Annotated in this window: 22 protein-coding genes; 12 read left to right on the plus strand and 10 right to left on the minus strand. The window is 71.0% G+C overall.

Annotated elements, in window-relative coordinates; all coding sequences use genetic code 11:
- The gene (locus tag TN53_RS08000; RefSeq protein WP_046257704.1) at positions 1–414 is read right to left on the minus strand and encodes a VOC family protein; all 414 of its coding nucleotides are present in this window, start codon (positions 412–414) and stop codon (positions 1–3) included.
- A 297-nt stretch (positions 415–711) separates the two neighbouring features.
- On the opposite strand from TN53_RS08000, the gene TN53_RS08005 reads away from it, so the two are divergent.
- From TN53_RS08005 to TN53_RS08015, 3 genes are all read left to right on the plus strand, one after another.
- Positions 712–2,310 (plus strand): ABC-F family ATP-binding cassette domain-containing protein, encoded by a 1,599-nt coding sequence (locus TN53_RS08005; RefSeq protein WP_046257705.1) that lies wholly within the window; start codon positions 712–714, stop codon positions 2,308–2,310.
- Positions 2,311–2,645: 335 nt separating this feature from the next.
- Complete coding sequence (locus tag TN53_RS08010; RefSeq protein WP_004002281.1) at positions 2,646–2,867, plus strand: helix-turn-helix domain-containing protein; 222 nt, start codon at positions 2,646–2,648, stop codon at positions 2,865–2,867.
- A gap of 130 nt (positions 2,868–2,997) precedes the next feature.
- On the plus strand, positions 2,998–3,792 hold the full coding sequence (locus tag TN53_RS08015) for an enoyl-CoA hydratase/isomerase family protein (RefSeq protein ID WP_046257706.1): 795 nt from the start codon (positions 2,998–3,000) through the stop codon (positions 3,790–3,792).
- A 4-nt stretch (positions 3,793–3,796) separates the two neighbouring features.
- Here the strand turns inward: TN53_RS08015 and TN53_RS08020 are convergent, their stop codons facing one another.
- Positions 3,797–4,495, minus strand: coding sequence for a hypothetical protein (locus TN53_RS08020; RefSeq protein ID WP_046257707.1), 699 nt, complete (start codon positions 4,493–4,495; stop codon positions 3,797–3,799).
- An 87-nt stretch (positions 4,496–4,582) separates the two neighbouring features.
- On the opposite strand from TN53_RS08020, the gene TN53_RS08025 reads away from it, so the two are divergent.
- The 5 genes from TN53_RS08025 to amaP are packed head-to-tail and all read left to right on the plus strand — an operon-like array spanning position 4,583 to position 6,908.
- Complete coding sequence (locus TN53_RS08025) at positions 4,583–5,047, plus strand: Asp23/Gls24 family envelope stress response protein (RefSeq protein WP_046257708.1); 465 nt, start codon at positions 4,583–4,585, stop codon at positions 5,045–5,047.
- A 28-nt stretch (positions 5,048–5,075) separates the two neighbouring features.
- Positions 5,076–5,267, plus strand: a complete 192-nt coding sequence (locus TN53_RS08030; RefSeq protein ID WP_046257709.1) for a hypothetical protein — start codon at positions 5,076–5,078, stop codon at positions 5,265–5,267.
- A gap of 5 nt (positions 5,268–5,272) precedes the next feature.
- Positions 5,273–5,647 carry a hypothetical protein gene (locus TN53_RS08035; protein ID WP_046257710.1) on the plus strand — a complete coding sequence of 125 codons (375 nt, stop codon included), beginning with the start codon at positions 5,273–5,275 and terminating at the stop codon, positions 5,645–5,647.
- Entirely contained in the window at positions 5,644–6,324 is a 681-nt protein-coding gene (locus TN53_RS08040) for a DUF6286 domain-containing protein (protein ID WP_046257711.1), read from the plus strand. Before TN53_RS08035 ends, TN53_RS08040 begins: the two co-directional genes overlap by 4 nt.
- Before the next feature lie 5 nt (positions 6,325–6,329).
- Positions 6,330–6,908 carry an alkaline shock response membrane anchor protein AmaP gene (gene amaP / locus TN53_RS08045; RefSeq protein ID WP_046257712.1) on the plus strand — a complete coding sequence of 193 codons (579 nt, stop codon included), beginning with the start codon at positions 6,330–6,332 and terminating at the stop codon, positions 6,906–6,908.
- A 60-nt stretch (positions 6,909–6,968) separates the two neighbouring features.
- Here amaP and TN53_RS08050 read toward each other — a convergent pair whose 3' ends face one another.
- The 5 genes from TN53_RS08050 to TN53_RS08070 are packed head-to-tail and all read right to left on the minus strand — an operon-like array spanning position 6,969 to position 11,919.
- Positions 6,969–7,724: an SDR family oxidoreductase gene (locus TN53_RS08050; RefSeq protein WP_046257713.1), complete on the minus strand. Its 756-nt coding sequence runs from the start codon at positions 7,722–7,724 to the stop codon at positions 6,969–6,971.
- 5 nt (positions 7,725–7,729) lie between these two features.
- The gene (locus TN53_RS08055) at positions 7,730–9,514 is read right to left on the minus strand and encodes a glycoside hydrolase family 15 protein (RefSeq protein WP_046257714.1); all 1,785 of its coding nucleotides are present in this window, start codon (positions 9,512–9,514) and stop codon (positions 7,730–7,732) included.
- A 34-nt stretch (positions 9,515–9,548) separates the two neighbouring features.
- Positions 9,549–9,824, minus strand: a complete 276-nt coding sequence (locus TN53_RS08060; RefSeq protein WP_046257715.1) for a hypothetical protein — start codon at positions 9,822–9,824, stop codon at positions 9,549–9,551.
- Complete coding sequence (locus TN53_RS08065) at positions 9,821–10,390, minus strand: SigE family RNA polymerase sigma factor (RefSeq protein WP_046257716.1); 570 nt, start codon at positions 10,388–10,390, stop codon at positions 9,821–9,823. The genes TN53_RS08060 and TN53_RS08065 overlap by 4 nt, the downstream gene beginning before the upstream one ends.
- Positions 10,387–11,919: a sodium:solute symporter family protein gene (locus tag TN53_RS08070; protein WP_046257717.1), complete on the minus strand. Its 1,533-nt coding sequence runs from the start codon at positions 11,917–11,919 to the stop codon at positions 10,387–10,389. Before TN53_RS08070 ends, TN53_RS08065 begins: the two co-directional genes overlap by 4 nt.
- A gap of 179 nt (positions 11,920–12,098) precedes the next feature.
- Here TN53_RS08070 and TN53_RS08075 point away from each other — a divergent pair, with 179 nt between their 5' ends.
- The 4 genes from TN53_RS08075 to TN53_RS08090 all read left to right on the plus strand — a co-directional run bounded on the left by TN53_RS08075 (position 12,099) and on the right by TN53_RS08090 (position 15,720).
- Positions 12,099–12,314 (plus strand): DUF3311 domain-containing protein, encoded by a 216-nt coding sequence (locus tag TN53_RS08075; protein WP_046257718.1) that lies wholly within the window; start codon positions 12,099–12,101, stop codon positions 12,312–12,314.
- 106 nt (positions 12,315–12,420) lie between these two features.
- Entirely contained in the window at positions 12,421–14,523 is a 2,103-nt protein-coding gene (locus TN53_RS08080) for a carbon starvation CstA family protein (protein ID WP_420719087.1), read from the plus strand.
- A complete protein-coding gene (locus tag TN53_RS08085; protein ID WP_046257720.1) occupies positions 14,520–14,708 on the plus strand; it encodes a YbdD/YjiX family protein in 189 nt (62 codons plus the stop codon). The genes TN53_RS08080 and TN53_RS08085 overlap by 4 nt, the downstream gene beginning before the upstream one ends.
- A 73-nt stretch (positions 14,709–14,781) precedes the next feature.
- Entirely contained in the window at positions 14,782–15,720 is a 939-nt protein-coding gene (locus tag TN53_RS08090) for a hypothetical protein (protein ID WP_046257721.1), read from the plus strand.
- A 45-nt stretch (positions 15,721–15,765) separates the two neighbouring features.
- Here the strand turns inward: TN53_RS08090 and TN53_RS08095 are convergent, their stop codons facing one another.
- The 3 genes from TN53_RS08095 to TN53_RS08105 form a co-directional block, all read right to left on the minus strand.
- Positions 15,766–16,557 (minus strand): SURF1 family protein, encoded by a 792-nt coding sequence (locus TN53_RS08095; protein WP_046257722.1) that lies wholly within the window; start codon positions 16,555–16,557, stop codon positions 15,766–15,768.
- 48 nt (positions 16,558–16,605) lie between these two features.
- A complete protein-coding gene (locus TN53_RS08100) occupies positions 16,606–16,839 on the minus strand; it encodes a hypothetical protein (protein ID WP_079083468.1) in 234 nt (77 codons plus the stop codon).
- 79 nt (positions 16,840–16,918) lie between these two features.
- The gene (locus TN53_RS08105) at positions 16,919–17,905 is read right to left on the minus strand and encodes a DEDDh family exonuclease (protein WP_046257724.1); all 987 of its coding nucleotides are present in this window, start codon (positions 17,903–17,905) and stop codon (positions 16,919–16,921) included.
- Between the last annotated feature and the right edge of the window lie 127 nt (positions 17,906–18,032).

The following is an 18,032-nucleotide window of genomic DNA, read 5'->3' on the forward strand; positions in this document are numbered from 1 at the left end:
TCAGGCCGTGATCTCGGGGGCGTACGTCCCGAAGCTCCACACGTTGCCCTCGAGGTCCCGGGCCATGTAGTCCCGCGATCCGTAGTCCTGGTCGGTCGGGGGCATCAGGATCTCCGCGCCCTTCTCCACCGCGCGCCGGTGGTGTGCGTCGACGTCGTCCACGACGACGTACACCCCGGTGGTGCCGGCGTCCTTCATCGCCGCGTCGAAGAGGCCGCCGCGCCCCTTTGAACCGAGCATGATCGCGCCGTTGCCCTGGACCAGCTCGGCGTGCTGCACCAGGCCGTCCTCGCCCTCGTACACCGCCAGCTCGGTGAAGCCGAAGGCCTCCGTGAGCTGGCGCACGGCCGCCTTGGCGTCCGCGTACAACAGGGTCGGGTAGATGCTGGGACGCCCACCGCTCGTGCCTGCCATGCCGATCACTCCCTGTGATCCCGTGCCGGAATTCCGAACCCGGCCCAGTCTTGCAGCGACCACTGACAACACCACTGGCCTGCCAGAGCGCCTGCCCGGTGCCCGGGGGCCGGGGCACGGCGCCGGGCGCTCACCCGAACGAGGGACACCGCGCAGTGCGCCATCGAACACCCGAACTCAGAAAAAGTGGTTGCACGGTCCCGTTAGACTTGGCCCATGGCCATTCTCCTCGCGCATTAGACGGCGGGAACGTCCTCAGCCGCCCAACCGCCAAACAACCTGCCCTGGAGTCTGTCCGTGATCTCCGCCTCCGGTATCGAGCTGCGCGCCGGCGCCCGAGTACTCATCGAGTCCGCCACCTTCCGTGTCGCCAAGGGCGACCGCATCGGTCTGGTCGGCCGCAACGGCGCGGGGAAGACCACCCTCACCAAGTGCCTCGCCGGCGAGGGCCAGCCGGCCGGCGGCGCCATCACCCGCTCCGGCGAGGTCGGCTACCTCCCGCAGGACCCCCGCACCGGCGACCTCGACGTCCTCGCCCGCGACCGGATCCTCTCCGCGCGCGGTCTCGACGTACTGATCCGCAAGATGCGCGAGAACGAGCAGCGGATCGCCAACGGCAGCGGCGCCACCCGTGAGAAGGCCCTGCGGCAGTACGAGCGCCAGGAGACCGAGTTCCTCACCAAGGGCGGGTATTCCGCCGAGGCCGAGGCCGCCACCATCGCCGCCGCGCTCAACCTGCCCGACCGGGTGCTCGGCCAGCCGCTGCACACGCTCTCCGGCGGTCAGCGCCGCCGTATCGAGCTGGCGCGGATCCTGTTCTCGGACGCGGACACCCTGCTCCTCGACGAGCCCACGAACCACCTCGACGCCGACTCGATCGTCTGGCTGCGCGACTACCTCAAGACGTACCGCGGCGGCTTCATCGTGATCTCCCACGACGTCGACCTGGTCGAGACGGTCGTCAACAAGGTCTTCTACCTGGACGCCAACCGCGCCCAGATCGACGTCTACAACATGGGCTGGAAGCTCTACCAGCAGCAGCGCGAGGCGGATGAGAAGCGTCGCAGGCGCGAGCGGCAGAACGCCGAGAAGAAGGCCGCCGCGCTGCACTCCCAGGCCGACAAGATGCGCGCCAAGGCCACCAAGACGGTCGCCGCGCAGAACATGGCCAAGCGCGCCGACCGGCTGCTCGCCGGGCTCGACGCGGTGCGGGTCTCCGACAAGGTCGCCAAGCTCCGCTTCCCCGATCCCGCGCCCTGCGGCAAGACCCCGCTGACGGCCGAGGGTCTGTCGAAGTCCTACGGCTCCCTCGAGATCTTCACCGATGTCGACCTGGCCATCGACAAGGGCTCCAGGGTCGTCATCCTCGGGCTCAACGGCGCCGGAAAGACGACCCTGCTCCGGCTCCTCGCCGGTGCCGAGCAGCCGGACACCGGCGCGGTCGTCCCCGGCCACGGGCTCAAGATCGGCTACTACGCCCAGGAGCACGAGACCCTCGACCCGGAGCGCTCGGTCCTGGAGAACATGCGCTCCTCCGCGCCCGACCTGGACCTGGTCGAGGTCCGCAAGGTGCTGGGCTCCTTCCTGTTCTCCGGCGACGACGTGGACAAGCCCGCCGGGGTCCTCTCCGGCGGCGAGAAGACCCGTCTGGCCCTCGCCACCCTGGTCGTCTCCTCGGCGAACGTGCTGCTTCTGGACGAGCCCACCAACAACCTCGACCCGGCCAGCCGCGAGGAGATCCTCGGCGCGCTGCGCACCTACAAGGGTGCGGTCGTCCTGGTCACCCACGACGAGGGCGCCGTCGAGGCGCTCCAGCCGGAGCGGATCATTCTGCTGCCGGACGGGGTCGAGGATCTGTGGGGTTCCGACTACGCGGACCTCGTCGCCCTCGCTTGATCGAACGGTTGATCAACTAGGTATGGATCATTCGGCCTACCGGTGATCCATCATCTGTGTGAGATCTCCTCGTACCGAGGTGTGTCCTACATCCAATTCGCGGCCGATCCCTTTATCGACAAGGGCTCGGCCGCGCTGCGTCTCTGACCAGGCACTTCACAAAGGAACCCGTTCGGCGGTACGAACAACTCTCTGCGGAATTGCAGATTCCGTATGTGGGGATGCGCTCCTGTCGTCACAACCTTGTCCTACGGACCTTGCCGAATGGGTGGCCATGAAGCCCCGGAGGGGTGATCATGAGGGGACCAGAGCGCACTTCCCACGAGGAGGCACGGGTGGCCGAGACTCTGAAGAAGGGCAGCCGGGTAACCGGCGCCGCGCGCGACAAGCTCGCGGCAGACCTGAAGAAGAAGTACGACTCCGGTGCGAGCATCCGAGCGCTGGCCGAGGAAACCGGCCGCTCGTATGGCTTCGTACACCGGATGCTCAGCGAGTCGGGCGTCACGCTCCGTGGGCGTGGCGGCGCGACCCGGGGCAAGAAGGCCGCGTCGTCCTGATTCCGGGCGGCCCCCTCGGCTTTCGATGGTGGCCACCCGGTCGGTCTTCCGATCGTCCGGGTGGTTACTGTGCAGTCACTTAGCCGTGCCATGCGGCACGGAGGATGACCGCACTCATCGGAGGCGCCCCATGGGCCAGGAACTCGTTCCCCTGCTCGACAAGGACGGCGTACGGCTCACCGTCGACAACGCGCTCGCCACGGTGACGCTGACCAACCCCGCCAAGCGCAACGCGCAGAGCCCCGCTCTGTGGCGCGCGCTCACCGAGGCCGGTCGGCTCGTACCCGGCTCCGTCCGTGTCGTCGTGCTGCGTGGAGAGGGCAAGTCCTTCTCCGCGGGGCTCGACCGGCAGATGTTCACGCCGGAGGGGATCGAGGGCGAGCCGTCGTTCATCGACCTCGCCCGCAGTGGTGACGCCGAAATCGACGCTGCCATCGCGGAGTTCCAGGAGGGCTTCACCTGGTGGCGGCGTAGTGACGTCGTGTCCATCGCCGCCGTCCAGGGGCATGCCATCGGGGCGGGCTTCCAGCTCGCGCTCGCCTGCGACTTTCGCGTCGTCGCCGACGACGTGCAGTTCGCCATGCGCGAGACCGGCCTGGGCCTCGTCCCGGACCTCACGGGCACGCATCCGCTCGTCTCGCTGGTCGGCTACGCCCGGGCGCTGGAGATCTGCGCCACCGGGCGCTTCGTGCCGGCCGAGGAAGCGGTGAACACCGGCCTCGCCAACATCTCCGTACCGCTCGACCAACTCGACGGCGCGGTCCAGGACCTGGCCGCGGCACTTCTGGCCGCCCCCAGGGACGCCGTCATCGAGACGAAGGCCCTGCTGCGCGGTGCGCAGGACCGCACCTACGACGAGCAGCGCGCCGCCGAGCGTGCCGCTCAGACGCGCCGTCTGCGGGACCTGGCCGGCGTGGGCGAGTGAGCCCTCACCCGACAGCGGTGACCAGCACCGCCACCGTCGGGTGACCGGGGAGCGCCTTCCCCACTTCTCGGCGGACCGCCCGGGCGACATCCACCACCCGGTGCTCCGCATCCACCGCCACCTCCACCCGGACGTGCCGCCGCGGCAGGGCCGTCTCGCCCTGCCGCTCCGCCACCTGCACCGCACGGCCCAGCGCGGCGGTCAGCCCGGTGACACCGGGCACCGACAGCGCCGCGATGGCCGCGGGATCGTCGGCCGGCCCGGCCGACGCCGGTTCCGGCCGACGTACGGGATCGGCTTCCGGTGCCTCGTCCAACAGGGACGTCACCCGCAGGTCGACCTCGGTCACCGTCAGACCGAGCCGATCCGTCGCCGCCGTCGCCAGGGCGGTGCGCAGGAGGGCCGCCATGGCCGGCAGCGGCTCGTCCGCCGTCGCCGCGAACTCCGCCGTCACCCGCAGCGGGCCCGGCGGCAGCGCACTGGGCGGAGGCGGTACGACGGGGTCGTGCACGTCCTGTGGGTCGGCGAGGGAGATCCGCAGCCGGTCCAGTCGTACGCCGCGCAGCTCCCGTACCGCACGCCGCAGCACCGCCTCGGCCGCCTCCTCCGCGATCCACGCGCCGTCGTGCGCGCCCCCCAGCGGCAGCAGCCTGCCGAGCCCCAGCTGATGCCGCACTGTCTGCGCCCACCGGTCCGCCGTCATTGCTCCAGCCTGCCGCATCACCGGCGCGCGACGGCGTAACCCCGCTTACCGTGGTCGAAGGGGACGATCGAGAAGGGACGTACCGCGATGACCGACATGACGCAGACTCCCGAGGTGGAGACCGGCGTGCAGCCGCGCAAGCCCACCAAACGCGGTGGCGGGGACCCGGCGACGCGCGGGCGCACCACGATCGCCGACGGGGTCGTGGAGAAGATCGCAGGGCTGGCCGCCCGGGACGTGGTCGGCGTGCACGCGATGGGCAGCGGCCTGAGCCGCACCTTCGGGGCCGTGCGGGACCGGGTGCCGGGCGGGGCGAAGTCCGTGACCCGGGGCGTGAAGGTCGAGGTCGGCGAGGTGCAGACCGCGCTCGACCTGGAGATCGTCGTCGACTACGGCGTGTCGATCAACGAGGTGGCCCACGCCGTACGGGAGAACGTGATCGCGGCGGTGGAGCGGATGACCGGCCTCGAGGTCGTCGAGGTCAACATCGCGGTGAGCGATGTGAAGCTGCCCGAGGAAGAGGACGAAGAGCCGGAGTCACGGCTCCAGTGAGTCCGGCGAGAGCTGAGGGGAGCGCAGGATGAGCATGGCCGTGGTCGGCATGATCGCCGGCATGGCGCTGGGCTTCGCCGGGTACTTCGGCGGGTTCGGTGCCTTCCTGCTGGTGGCGGCCCTGGGCGCCATCGGTTTCGTCGTCGGGCGGTTTCTGGAGGGGGACCTGGAGCTCGGTGACTTCTTCCGTACCCGTGACAGCCGCCGTGACCGGCGGTGACATAGGTGACCACCGACTCCGGTGAGCTCCGCGGACCGCTGACCGTCGTCCCGCCCGGCGAGCGCGGTGCGACCCGGATCGCCGACCGGGTCGTGGCGAAGGTCGCCGCCCAGGCGGCGGGCGAGGCGATCGGCGACCTCCCCGAGGGGGCCGCACCCCCGCACGCAACCGTGGTCGTCCACCATGAAGCCGCCCGCGTCCGTGTCCACCTCGAACTCGGCTACCCCGGCGACATCGGCGCCCGCTGCGCGCGGGTGCGTCGTCATGTCGGGGAGCGGGTAGTCGCGTTGGTGGGAATGGAGGTGTCGGAGGTCGTCGTCCATGTGGAACGACTGCACCTGACTCCGCCGCACGGTCCGGCACAGGGGAGGACGCGATGAGCGAGCCCCAGGGCTCACAGGGCACGGAAGGCACCACACAACGACTGCCGGTGCTGGAGAAGGCGCCCGACACCGGCACGGACACCGGGGAGTACGAACCCCCACCCGTACTGGAGGGCGAGGCCGAGGGCGCGGCGGAGAGCCGCTTCTGGTCGGCACGGCGCGTCCCCGCGGGCATCGTCGCGCTGCTGCTCGTGGTGATCGCCGGGTTCTTCCTCTACGACATCACAGCGGTCCGCGCCGAGCAGCCCGCCATGCGCTGGCGCCGCGAGCTGGCCGCGCAACTCGCCGAACGCCCCCTGGACGACATCTGGGTCCTCGTCGGCGCCGGCATCGCCGCGGCCCTCGGCGTCTGGCTGATCGTCCTCGCCGTCACCCCCGGTCTGCGCGGCGTCCTGCCGATGCGGCGCACCCGGACCGACGTACGCGCCGGACTCCACCGCGAGGCCGCCGCCCTGGTCCTGCGCGACCGGGCCGTGGAGGTCGCCGGTGTCCAGTCGGTACGCGTACGCCTGACCCGCACCAAGGCCGACGTCGGCGCTCTCTCGCACTTCCGTGAACTGGACGACGTACGCGCCGACCTGGACGCCACGCTGGCCGAGGCGATCAGCGGGCTGGGCCTGGCCAGGCCGCCCGCGCTGTCGGTGCAGGTACGGCGGCCGGGAAAGAAGGGGTGAGTCCGATGCTGCGGATCGTCAACCGTGTCGTGCTCGGTGCGGCCGGACTCGTGCTGCTGGTGGCCGGCGGTTCGGTGCTGGCCGTGGGGCTGGGTCTGAACCCGCCGTCCTGGTGGATCCACGACGGCCCTCACGACGTACTGCTCGACGACACCGAACGCACCCGCTGGGAGCACCACGGCTGGTGGTGGCCGACCGTGCTCGCCGTACTGGCCGTCCTCGTCCTGCTCGCCCTGTGGTGGCTGACCGCGAACCTGCGCCGGCACCGTCTGACCGAGGTCCTGGTGGACACCGGCGACGGCGAGGGCGCGCTGCTGCGGGGCCGGGCCCTGGAAGGCGTACTGGCCAACGAGGCGACCGAACTGGACGGCGTGTCCCACGCCCACGTCCAGCTGACGGGCAGGCGCAACGCCCCGGAGACGCGCGTACGGCTCCTGCTGGAACCGCATGTGGACCCCGGGACGGCGCTGAGCCACCTGACGACGGAGGCCCTGGCACACGCTCGCAACTCGGCGGGCCTGGCGTCACTGCCGGCAGAGGTCCGCATGAAGGCGGTCAAGCACCGGGCAGAGAGGGTCAGTTGAGACACCCGAGGGGCGCGCGTGGGGACTGTGCGACCAGCCCCCACCGGCCCGCGGGCGAACTCAGAATCCGTGCCGCATCCCACCGTCGACAGGCACCATGATCCCGGTCAGGTAAGAGGCGGCCGGCGACAACAGGAACGCCGCCGTGCGCCCGAACTCCTCCGGCGTCCCGTACCGCCGCAACGGAATCCTCGACTCGTTGGCCGCACGCGTGGCCTCCGGGTCCGCGGACAGCCCGTCCAGCTCGCGCACGCGATCCGTGTCGATACGGGACGGGAGCAGCCCCACGACCCGAATCCCGCGCGGCCCCAACTCGTCCGCGAGGGACTTCGCGAACCCGGCGAGCCCCGGCCGCAGCCCGTTCGAGATGGTCAGCCCCGGAATCGGTTCGTGCACCGAGCCCGACAGCACGAACCCGATGACACCGCCCGCCTCCAACTCGGCCGCCGCCGCACGGGCGAGCCGCACCGCGCCCAGGAACACCGACTCGAAGGCCGTGGCCCACTGTTCGTCCGTGTTGTCCGCGAGGAAGCCGGGCGCCGGGCCGCCGACGCTGATGAGGATGCCGTCGAAGCCGCCGAAGCTCTCCCGCGCGGCCGCGATCAGCCGTGCGGGCGCCTGCGGTTCGGCGTTGTCGACGGCGATCCCGACCGCGTCGGACCCCAGCTCGGCCGCCGCGTCGGCGGTCCGCTTCTCGTCGCGCCCGGTGAGAACGACCTTCGCGCCGTCGGCGACCAGCTCACGCGCGGACGCGTTGCCGAGGCCACGCGTGGCTCCGGTGACGACGTACACGCGGTCCTTCAGTCCAAGATCCATGGCTCCTATCCTGCCTCCTCGCCCCCGAACAGGGCGAGGGCGGTGTTCACCAGACCGATGTGGCTGAACGCCTGCGGGAAGTTGCCGAGGTGGCGGTCGTGCACCGGGTCGTACTCCTCGGACAGCAGCCCCACGTCGTTCGTCAGAGCGACAAGCCGTTCGAACAACTCTCGGGCTTCCTTCCTACGGCCGGTCATGTGCAGCGCGTCCGCGAGCCAGAACGAGCAGACCAGGAAGGTTCCCTCGTCGCCCGGCAGCCCGTCGACCGTCGTGCCGTCGGTGCTGTAGCGGCGCAGGAAGCCATGGTGGCCGAGCTCCTCGCGGATCGCGTCGATGGTGCCGATGACGCGCGGGTCGTCCGGCGGCAGAAAGCCCACGCGAGGGATCAGCAGGAGTGAGGCGTCGAGTTCGCGGGAGCCGTAGGACTGGGTGAAGGTGTTGCGCTCGGCGTCGAAGCCCTTCTCGCACACCTCGCGGTGTACGTCGTCGCGCATCGCGCGCCAGCCCTCCAGATCACCGCTCAACTCCGGGTACGCCTCCATCGTGCGCACGGCACGGTCGGCGGCCACCCACACCATCACCTTGGAGTGCACGAACTGCCGGCGGCCGCCGCGCACTTCCCACAGCCCCTCGTCGGGCTGCTGCCACGCCGAGCAGAGGAACTCCATCAGGGCAGACTGCAGGGACCACATGTGCGGCTTGACGGGCAGGCCCGAACTGCGGGCCAGCGAGAGGGAGTCCATCACCTCGCCGTACACGTCGAGCTGCAACTGCCGCACGGCCTCGTTGCCGATGCGTACGGGCTTGGAGCCGGCGAACCCGGCAAGCCACGGCAGCTCGAACTCGGGCAGCCGGCGCTCGCCCGCGAGGCCGTACATGATCTGCAGGTCCGCCGGATCGCCCGCGACCGCGCGCACCAGCCAGTCGCGCCAGGCCCCGGCCTCCTCGTGGTAGCCGGCGGCCAGCAGCGCGCCGAGGGTGAGGGTGGAGTCGCGCAACCAGCAGTAGCGGTAGTCCCAGTTGCGTACGCCGCCCATCTGCTCGGGCAGCGAGGTGGTCGGGGCGGCCACGATGCCGCCGGTCGGGACGTAGGTGAGGGCCTTGAGGGTGATCAGGGAGCGCAGTACGGCGTCCTTGTGCGGACCGTCGTAGCGGCAGCGGGCCGACCAGGCCTGCCAGTCCGCGACGCTGGCGCGCAGCGACTCGTAGGGGTCGATCTGCGGTGGGCGCCGCTCGTGCGAGGGGTGCCAGGTGAGCACGAACGCGACCGACTCGCCCTCCTTGACGGTGAACTCGGAGTGCGTGCCGTAGTCCTCGCCCCAGGTGCGTACCTGGGGTTCGCTGCGCAGCCACGCCGAGTCCGGTCCGGCGACGGCCACCCGATGGCCGTCGGACCTGCGCATCCACGGCACGATCGAGCCGTAGTCGAAGCGGAGCCGGAGCGTGCTGTGGACGGTCACCTCGCCGCTCAGGCCCTCGACGACGCGTACCAGGTCAGGGGCGCGGTCGCGCTGTGGCATCAGGTCGGTGACGCGTACCGCCCCCTCGTCCGTCTCCCATTCGGTGTCCAGGACGAGGGTGCCGGGGCGGTAGGCGCGGCGGGTGCAGTCACCGTCGACGGCCTCGGGTGCGATGCGCCAATGGCCGTTCTCCTCGTCGCCGAGAAGTCTGGCGAAGCAGGCGGCGGAGTCGAAGCGGGGCAGGCACAACCAGTCGACGCTGCCGTCCTTGCCGACCAGGGCCGCTGTCTGTTCGTCGCCGATCAGGGCGTAATCCTCGATACGGGGCACGGGAATGCGGGTTCCCGGTGAACCCGGGCGACAATCAGGGGGAGGGCCGGGGGAGTGACACCCGCGTACCGGAGAAGATGACCCCCGGGTCCGCGGGCGCCTGGTTCAGCACCCACAGACCGATCAGCGTCGTCAGCGCGAAGACGACCGCGATGAGCACGGCCAGGACGAGCCGGCGGCGGCGTTCGCGGCGCAGCCACTCGCCGCGTGCCGTGCGATAGGCGTCGGGGGCCGCGTGCACACCGCCCGCCAACGCGGCCAGCGCCTCCTGGAGTTCCCGCTCGGTGCGGTCCGGGGTCGTGTCCTTCATCGCCGGGCCTCCATCGTCTGGGTCAGGGCGGCGAGGCCGCGTGCCGTGTGCGTCTTGACGGAGCCGCAGGAGATCCCCATCGCGGAGGCGATCTCGCTCTCCTTCAGACCGAGCCAGTGTCGCAGCACCAGCGCCTCGCGCTGCCGGGGCGGCAGCTGCTGGAGGGCGTCGATGAGGACGCGCTGGTCGTCGTGGAGGAGTGCGGTGCTCTCGGCGGAGGCGACGAGCTCGTCCAGTGGGGCAGGGGGGTTCTCCACATGCCTGCGGGCGACCTGGAGGTGGCGTATCCGCATCCGGGTCAGATTGCAGACGGTGGAGCGCAGATAGGCCTCCGCCGCCTCGGTGTCCCGCAGCCGCCGCCACTTGCGGTAGATCTGGTAGTAGGCCTCGGCGACCACGTTCTCCGGGTCGTCGGCGCCGAGCAGCACGGCGAGCCGCAGCATTGAGGCGTAGTGCTGCTCGAAGAGCCGGGCCACCCCGGCCTCGCGTTCCAGTTCGGCCGGATCGGTCGCCGCGGGGGTGAGCGGTACCGGTACGGAGGGGGTGTGTCTCAGGTGCTGTCTCACGGGTTGTTCGCTCCCGTCTCCGGGCGCCGCCCGACGGACAGGCGCGACGGCAGATCGGTCAGGTCGGCGCCGCGCGGGACGCCGAGTCGTTCGAGGACCGCGGTGCCGATCATGGCGACGGTCAGGTTGAGCAGGAGGGCGGTGAGGCCGGCGTAGATCTGGAAGGGGCCGGTGCCGACCGACGAGAACCCCTCGCGGACGACCAGGTAGGTGCCGGACAGCATTCCCGCGCCCCAGCTGGCGAGCAGCGCCCGTGGATGCAGCCGGCCGGTGAACAGGCCCACGGCGACGGCCGGGAAGATCTGCAGGATCCAGACCCCGCCGAGGAGTTGGAGATTGACGGCGTCCTGGTCGCGCAGTCCGAACACGAACGCGACCGCGCCGACCTTCGCCGTCAGCGACACCGCTTTGGCGATGCGCACCTGGCGCTTGGGTGTGGCGGTGGGGTGCACGTACTCGACGTAGACGTTGCGCACGAAGCTGGTGGCCGCCGCGATCGACATCACCGCGGCCGGGACCAGCGCCCCCACGGTGATCGCCCCGAACACCAGTCCGGCCAGCGGCCCCGGCATCAGCCGGTCCACCAGCATCGGTACGGCGGTCTCGGCGCCGCCCTCCGGTGCCCGTACGCCGGCCGCGAGCGCCGCGATGCCGAGGAACCCGAAGAGGGCGAGCAGTCCGGTCCAGGCGGGCAGGGCCACGGCGACCTTGCGCAGGGTGCGCGGGCTGTCGGCGGCGAAGGCGGCGGTCAGGACGTGCGGGTACATCAGCAGGGCGAGGGCGGAGCCGAGGGCGAGGGTGGCGTAGGAGGGCTGCTGCTCGGGGGAGAGGAGCAGCGCCGGGCCGCCGAGGCGTTCGGCGGCTCCGTCGAAGACCGCGCCCGGTCCGCCGAGCCGTTCCAGGACCAGCCAGGTGACGGCGGTGAGCGAGACGAAGACGGCGACGGCCTTGAGCGCGGAGATCACGGTGGGCGCCCGCAGTCCGTGCCGGTAGGTGGCCACCGCGAGACCCGCGAACAGCGCCACCATCACCAGATCACCGGCCGCGCCCCGCGGATAGACGCCCCCCGCGGTCAGCACCGCCCGTATCCCGAGCAGCTGGAGCGCCAGATACGGCATCGTCGCGAGGATCCCGGTCAGCGCGACCACCAGGGCCAGCGGCGCCGAACCGTAGCGGCCGCGCACGAAGTCGGCGGCGGTGATGTAGCCGTGCCGCCGGGCCACCTCCCCGAGACGGCTGAGCAGTACGAAGGCGATCGGGCAGACGATCACCGTGTACGGCACCGCGAAGAAGGCGGCCGCGCCGTTGCCGTACGCCAGTCCGGGGACGGCCGTGAAGGTGTACGCGGTGAAGATCGTGCCGCCCAGCAGCAGCCAGGTCCACACCGGGCCGAGGCTGCGGTCGGCGAGCGCCCAGCCCTCCAGGGACGGCAGCCGGTCGCTGGGGTGCAGCCGGCGCGCGGTCACGGCGAGCAGCGACGCTCCGCCGATCACGGCGAGGAACGTCGCGGTCATGGCGCTGTCGGCCATGGTCACCGTCCTTGGTGTGCCCGCAGGTGTGGCTTGACCCTCGCGCAAGAGTTGCGCGTGCGGCCGGTTCGGATGACAGGGAACCGGCGGGAAATCTTCTGGACATTCGCTGTCAACCGTCTGCGACAGGTGGGCAACTCTTGCACAGACCCACAGTGAAGGGGAGAGGAGCGCAGGTCATGGCACGGACCGGTCATCACCGGCTACGGCGCGTCGCGATCGCCGTACTGCTTCTCGCACCCGCCGCGGGACTGCTGTGGGTTCCGCTGTACGCCGGCGCGGAGCCGCGGCTTGCGGGGACGCCGTTCTTCTACTGGTACCAGCTCGCCTGGGTGCCGGGGTGCGGTCTGTGTCTGCTCGCGGCGTACGCGCTGACGGACCGACATCACCGCTGAGTCTTCTTCCTTTTCTCTTCCTGTCTCGTTCCACCGTTTCCGGTGAGGAGCCGCCATGCCCGAAAACGCCCTTCAGTCTGCCCTTGAGGCGCCTGAAAAATCACGTATGTCACCTCGGTCGATCCTCGTGTGGGCCGTCGTCGCGCTGCTCGGCGCGGTCGCCTGGGGCGTCCTCGCGCTGGCCCGCGGGGAGAAGATCTCCGCGGTCTGGCTGGTCGTCGCCGCGCTCGGCTCGTACGCGATCGCCTACCGCTTCTACTCCCGCTTCATCGTGCGGCGCGTCCTGAAACCGGACGACCGCCGGGCCACCCCGGCCGAGCGCCTGGAGGACGGCGTCGACTTCCACCCCACCGACCGCCGGGTGCTCCTCGGCCACCACTTCGCGGCGATCGCGGGCGCCGGACCGCTCGTGGGCCCGGTCCTCGCGGCCCAGATGGGCTATCTGCCCGGCACCCTGTGGATCGTCGCCGGAGTGATCTTCGCGGGTGCGGTGCAGGACATGATCGTGCTTTTCCTGTCCATGCGCCGGGACGGCAAGTCGCTCGGGCAGATGGCCCGTGACGAGATCGGCCGGGCGGGCGGCGCGGCGGCGCTGATCGCGGTCTTCGCCATCATGATCATCCTGCTGGGTGTGCTCGCCCTGGTCGTGGTCAACGCCCTCGCCCACTCCCCGTGGGGCACCTTCTCCGTCGCGATGACCATCCCGATCGCCCTGTTCATGGGCTTCTGGCTGCACCGCATCCGCCCGGGCCGGGTCGTGGAGACCAGCCTCATCGGTGTCGTCCTGCTGCTCCTCGCGATCGTCGGCGGCAGCTGGGTCCAGGAGTCCTCGCTGGCCTCGGCCTTCACCCTGAGCCCGACGACCCTCGTCTTCTGTCTCATCGCCTACGGCTTCGTCGCCTCCGTCCTCCCGGTCTGGATGCTGCTCGCCCCCCGCGACTACCTCTCCACCTTCATGAAGATCGGCACGATCGCACTGCTCGCGGTGGGGGTCGTGATCGCCGCCCCGGTGCTCCGCGCGGACGCGGTGACCGACTTCGCCTCCTCGGGCGCGGGCCCGGTCTTCGCCGGTTCGCTGTTCCCCTTCCTCTTCATCACCATCGCCTGCGGCGCCCTGTCCGGCTTCCACGCCCTGGTCTCCTCCGGGACGACTCCGAAGCTGATCCAGAAGGAGTCGCAGATCCGGATGATCGGCTACGGCGCCATGCTGATGGAGTCGTTCGTCGCGATCATGGCGCTGATCGCCGCGGCGACCCTGGAGCCGGGGCTGTACTACGCGATGAACGCCCCCGCGGGGCTGCTCGGCACGACGGCCGAGTCGGCGTCCCACGCGGTCGCGGGCCTGGGCTTCACCATCACGCCCGACCAGCTCACGCAGGCCGCGAAAGCGGTGGAGGAGCAGACGCTGATCGCCCGCTCCGGAGGCGCCCCGACCCTCGCGGTCGGCATGTCGGAGATCTTCTCCGGCGTCTTCGGCGGTACGGCCATGAAGGCCTTCTGGTACCACTTCGCGATCATGTTCGAGGCGCTGTTCATCCTGACGACCGTCGACGCGGGCACCCGGGTCGGGCGCTTCATGCTCCAGGACATGCTCGGCAACGTCTGGAAGCCGGTCGGCCGGGTCAACTGGAAGCCCGGTATCTGGCTGTGCAGCGGGCTCGTCGTGGCGGCCTGGGGCTACTTCCTCCACAGCGGCGCCACCGACCCGCTCGGCGGGATCAACCAGCTCTTCCCGCTCTTCGGCATCGCGAACCAGTTGCTGGCGGCGGTGGCCCTGACGGTGTGCACCACGGTCCTGGTGAAGTCCGGTCGGCTGCGCTGGGCCTGGGTCACCGGCGTCCCGCTGGCCTGGGTGGTCGCGATCACCTTCACCGCCGGCTGGCAGAAGATCTTCTCCGACGACCCGCGCGTCGGCTTCTTCGCCCAGCGCGCCAAGTACGCCGACGGCATCGACGCCGGGCAGGTGCTGCCACCCGCCAAGTCCCTCGACGACATGCGGACCGTGGTCACCAACTCCACCGTCGACGGCGTACTGATCGCCCTGTTCCTGCTGCTCGTCGCGGTCGTGATCGTCAACGCGGCGGTGGTGTGCGTATGGGCCGTCCGCACACCGGGCACCCTGGCGACGACCGAGTCGCCGTACGTCGAGTCCCGCATCGAGGTGCCCGAGCAGACCGGTGAGGCGCCGCTGGCCGGAGTGCGGTCGTGAGCGTCCGGCAATGGGCGCGGGCCGTCCGCTGGTACCTGAGGGAGCTGACCGGGGAGACGGAGTACGACCGCTACTGCGAACGCCACCTCCGCCACCACCCGCTCGCGCCCGTACCGACCCGGCGCGACTACCAGGTGCTGCGCACCCGGCACCAGGAGGCCCACCCGCAGGGCCGCTGCTGCTGACCTCCACCGCCAGGGGACCGCGGGGCGGACGACACCGCCCCGCGGTCCCCGACGACTCACCACCGGGACCGAGATGTTCAGACGCCGCCCCGCCCTGCTGGTCCGCCCCGCACTCGACGACGACGCGCTGCACACGACCCTGACGGAGCTGCGCCCCACTCCTCAGCTGCACGGCCTGGGCGCCGGCCGCACCCGCCCCGTGTGGCAGCCGGTCGCCGAACTGCTGCGCGACACGGGCCGCGACTGGGACCGCCGGTGGCACCGGATGTCCGTACTGGCGGGGGATCTGCCGCCCGCGGTCTGCGAGCGCTGGACCGCCGAGCGGCCCGGTGACGGGGACGCCCTGGTGCTGCGGGCCTGCGTACGGTCCGCGCGGGCCGCTTCCGAGGGGTGGGCCGCCGCCCGGGAGGCGGAACAGGCGTGCCTGCGTGCCGCCGACGCCTGCCCCGAGGACCCGACCCCGTGGCTGGCCCTGCTCGACGTGATGTACGCGCTCGCCGTCCCGGTCCGGGACGCCGTGCCCGTGTGGACCGAGGCCGTCAACCGCGCCCCCTGGCACCGGGGTGCCTACCACCGGCTGTTGCGCCATCTGTCCCCGCGCGGACCCGGCACGGTCACCGCCATGACGGACTTCGCCCGGCACGCGGCCTCCCGCGCACCGCACGGATCACCCCTGGCCCTGCTTCCCGTGGCGGCCCGCGTCGAACTGGTCGCGCACCGGCAACTGTGGGGGCGGACGGGGCTCGGGGCCGACGCCCACTGGAACGAAGCCCGGGCCGGCGAGGAGATCGAGACGGCTCTGGCCGGCTGGTTCCGCACCGCCGCCACGCCGCATGCCGAGGCCGTCGCCGACCTCAACCTCCTCGCCTTCGCCCTGGTCCGCACCCACCGTCCGAACGAGGCCGCACCCGTCTTCCGGCGTATCGGCCGCCATATGACGACGCATCCGTGGGAGCTGCTGCCGGCGCCGGAGCGCACGTTTCTCTACTGGCGCGACCGGCAGGGGGTGTGAGGTGAAGAGGGGGTGTGAGGAGAAGGGGGACAGGCGTCGACCGTCTCAGACCGCCGCCGGCTCGGCCTCCGTCGCCGCTTCCTTCTCCGCCGCCTCCCTGCGGTCCCGCAGCTCGCGCCGGACCAGGACGACCCAGCCGATCGGGACGCCCGCGGCGAACAGCCACCACTGGAAGGCGTAGGCGTAGTTCAGCGGAGCGTTCTCCTTGCCCGGCCTGCCGAGCAGCTCCGGGGTGTCGCCCTTGGGTTCGGGCGTGGTCAGGGCGATGTAGCCGCCGAGGACCTGCTTGCCGAGGCGCTGGGCCTCGTGCTCGCTGTTGATCAGCATGATCTGGCGGTCCGGCAGACCCTTGAGGTTCTTGATGCCGCTCGCCTCGGTCGTCTCGTCGGGCATCAGCCGCCCGGTGACGGTGACCTCGCCCGCGGGGGGCACCGGGACCTTCGGGAAGGCGGTCTGGGTGGCGCCGGTGGGGACCCAGCCGCGGTTGACCAGCAGCACCTTGCCGTCGTTCAGGACGAACGGGGTCAGGACGTGGTAGCCGACCTCGTCGTCGGAGTTGGTACGGCGGCGGACGACGAGCTCGTCATCGGTGTCGAAGCGACCCGTCGCGGTCACCGACCGGTACCGCTCCTTGCTGGTGACCGTGTGCCCGGCGGCCGTCATCCGCTCCACCGGCACCGGGTCGGCGGACAGTGCGTCGGAGACCAGCTGGTTACGGGCGCTGCGCTCCTCGTAGCGATGCATCTGCCAGATGCCCAGCCGGATCATCGTGGGGATGAGAACGAGGGCGACCAGCGTGAGGATCACCCACTGCCGGGACAACAGGAAGCGGTACACCCCATGACCGTACAACTCGGGCCATGGGGTGTTCGCACAGGGGTGTGGTCAGACGCGGTCGACGATGCCCACCTTTCCCTCCGCGCGGGCGCAGTGGGCGCCGCAGAACCAGTGGCCCTCGACCTCGACGCCCTGGCCGATGATCTGCACACGGCAGTGCTCGCAGATCGGGGCCATGCGGTGGATCGCACAGGAGAAGCAGTCGAAGACGTGCACCGCTCCCTGCGCGTGCACCTCGAAGGTCATGCCGTAGTTGTTTCCGCATACTTCGCAAGTCGCCATGCGCCACAGGGTGGGCCGTCGGTCCGGCGCGGGCGAGGCGGCGGCGGGCGAGTCGCGGCGCAATCACCCGTCCGTACGGTCATCCCCGCGATGCCGGTGCCACGTTGCCGAGAAGTTGTCCGAAGGCCGCCTCGTCGACGACCGGCGTGCCGAACTGCCGGGCCTTGACCACCTTCGACGTGCCCGAGTCCGGGTCGTTGGTGACGAGCAGGCTGGTCAGCCGGGAGATGCTGGTGGCGACGTGCAGCCCGGCCTCGATCGCGCGGTCCTCCAGGAGGTCGCGCTCGGTGGAGGTGTCGCCGGAGAAGGCGATGCGCATGCCCTGCTTGAGCGGTTTGCCCTCTTCGTAACGCCCCGGGTTGGGATAGGGGCATGCGGGCCTTTTGCGGGCGGGGCGCCAACTGGTCGGCCGATAGCTGCCGTAGCTCGACTGCTGCTGCCGGGGCACGGCCCGGTCCGTCCACTCGGTCAGTGGCCGGCACTCGTGCAGCGGCAGCCGTACGCCACCCTCGGCCGCCGCCCGCAGGCTCGGCCGGAACGCCTCCGCGAGCACGCGCGCGTCGTCGAGCGCGTGGTGGGCGCGCTGCTGTACGACGCCGAAGTGGGCGGCCAGCGACTCCAGCTTGTGGTTGGGCAGCGGCAGGGCGAGCTCCTTGGAGAGCGCGATGGTGCACAGCCGCTGTCGCACCGGCGCCTCGCGCTCCGCACGCGCGTACTCCCGCGCAATCATCTGCCAGTCGAAGACCGCGTTGTGCGCGACGAGCACCCGGCCGTCCAGCCGGGTCGAGAACTCCTCGACGATGTCCGGGAAGAGGGGCGCGCCCTCGAGCACATCGCTCGTCAGACCGTGGATCCACACCGGGCCGGGGTCGCGCTCCGGGTTGACCAGCGTGTACCAGTGGTCCTCGACCTCGCCGCGCGCGTCCAGCCGGTAGACGGCCGCGGAGATTATCCGGTCGTCCCGGGCGAGGCCGGTGGTCTCCACGTCGACGACCGCGTACCCCTGCGGATACGCGGCCGGCCACGTTGTGGGGGAGGACGCTGCGGTCGACTGGTCTTCGAGCATGGTCCCTGAGGATACGGGCCCCCACTGACAGCGCCGCGCGCACCCGGCCGAGAGGCGCCCGTGTACGGCGGCGGGCGGTGCCGGGAGTTCGTACAAAGGCGTGAGGAACCGTACGCACGCGCGCGTA

Origin of the sequence: Streptomyces sp. WM6386, assembly GCF_000972385.1 — a bacterium.
Taxonomy (GTDB): Bacteria; Actinomycetota; Actinomycetes; order Streptomycetales; family Streptomycetaceae; genus Streptomyces.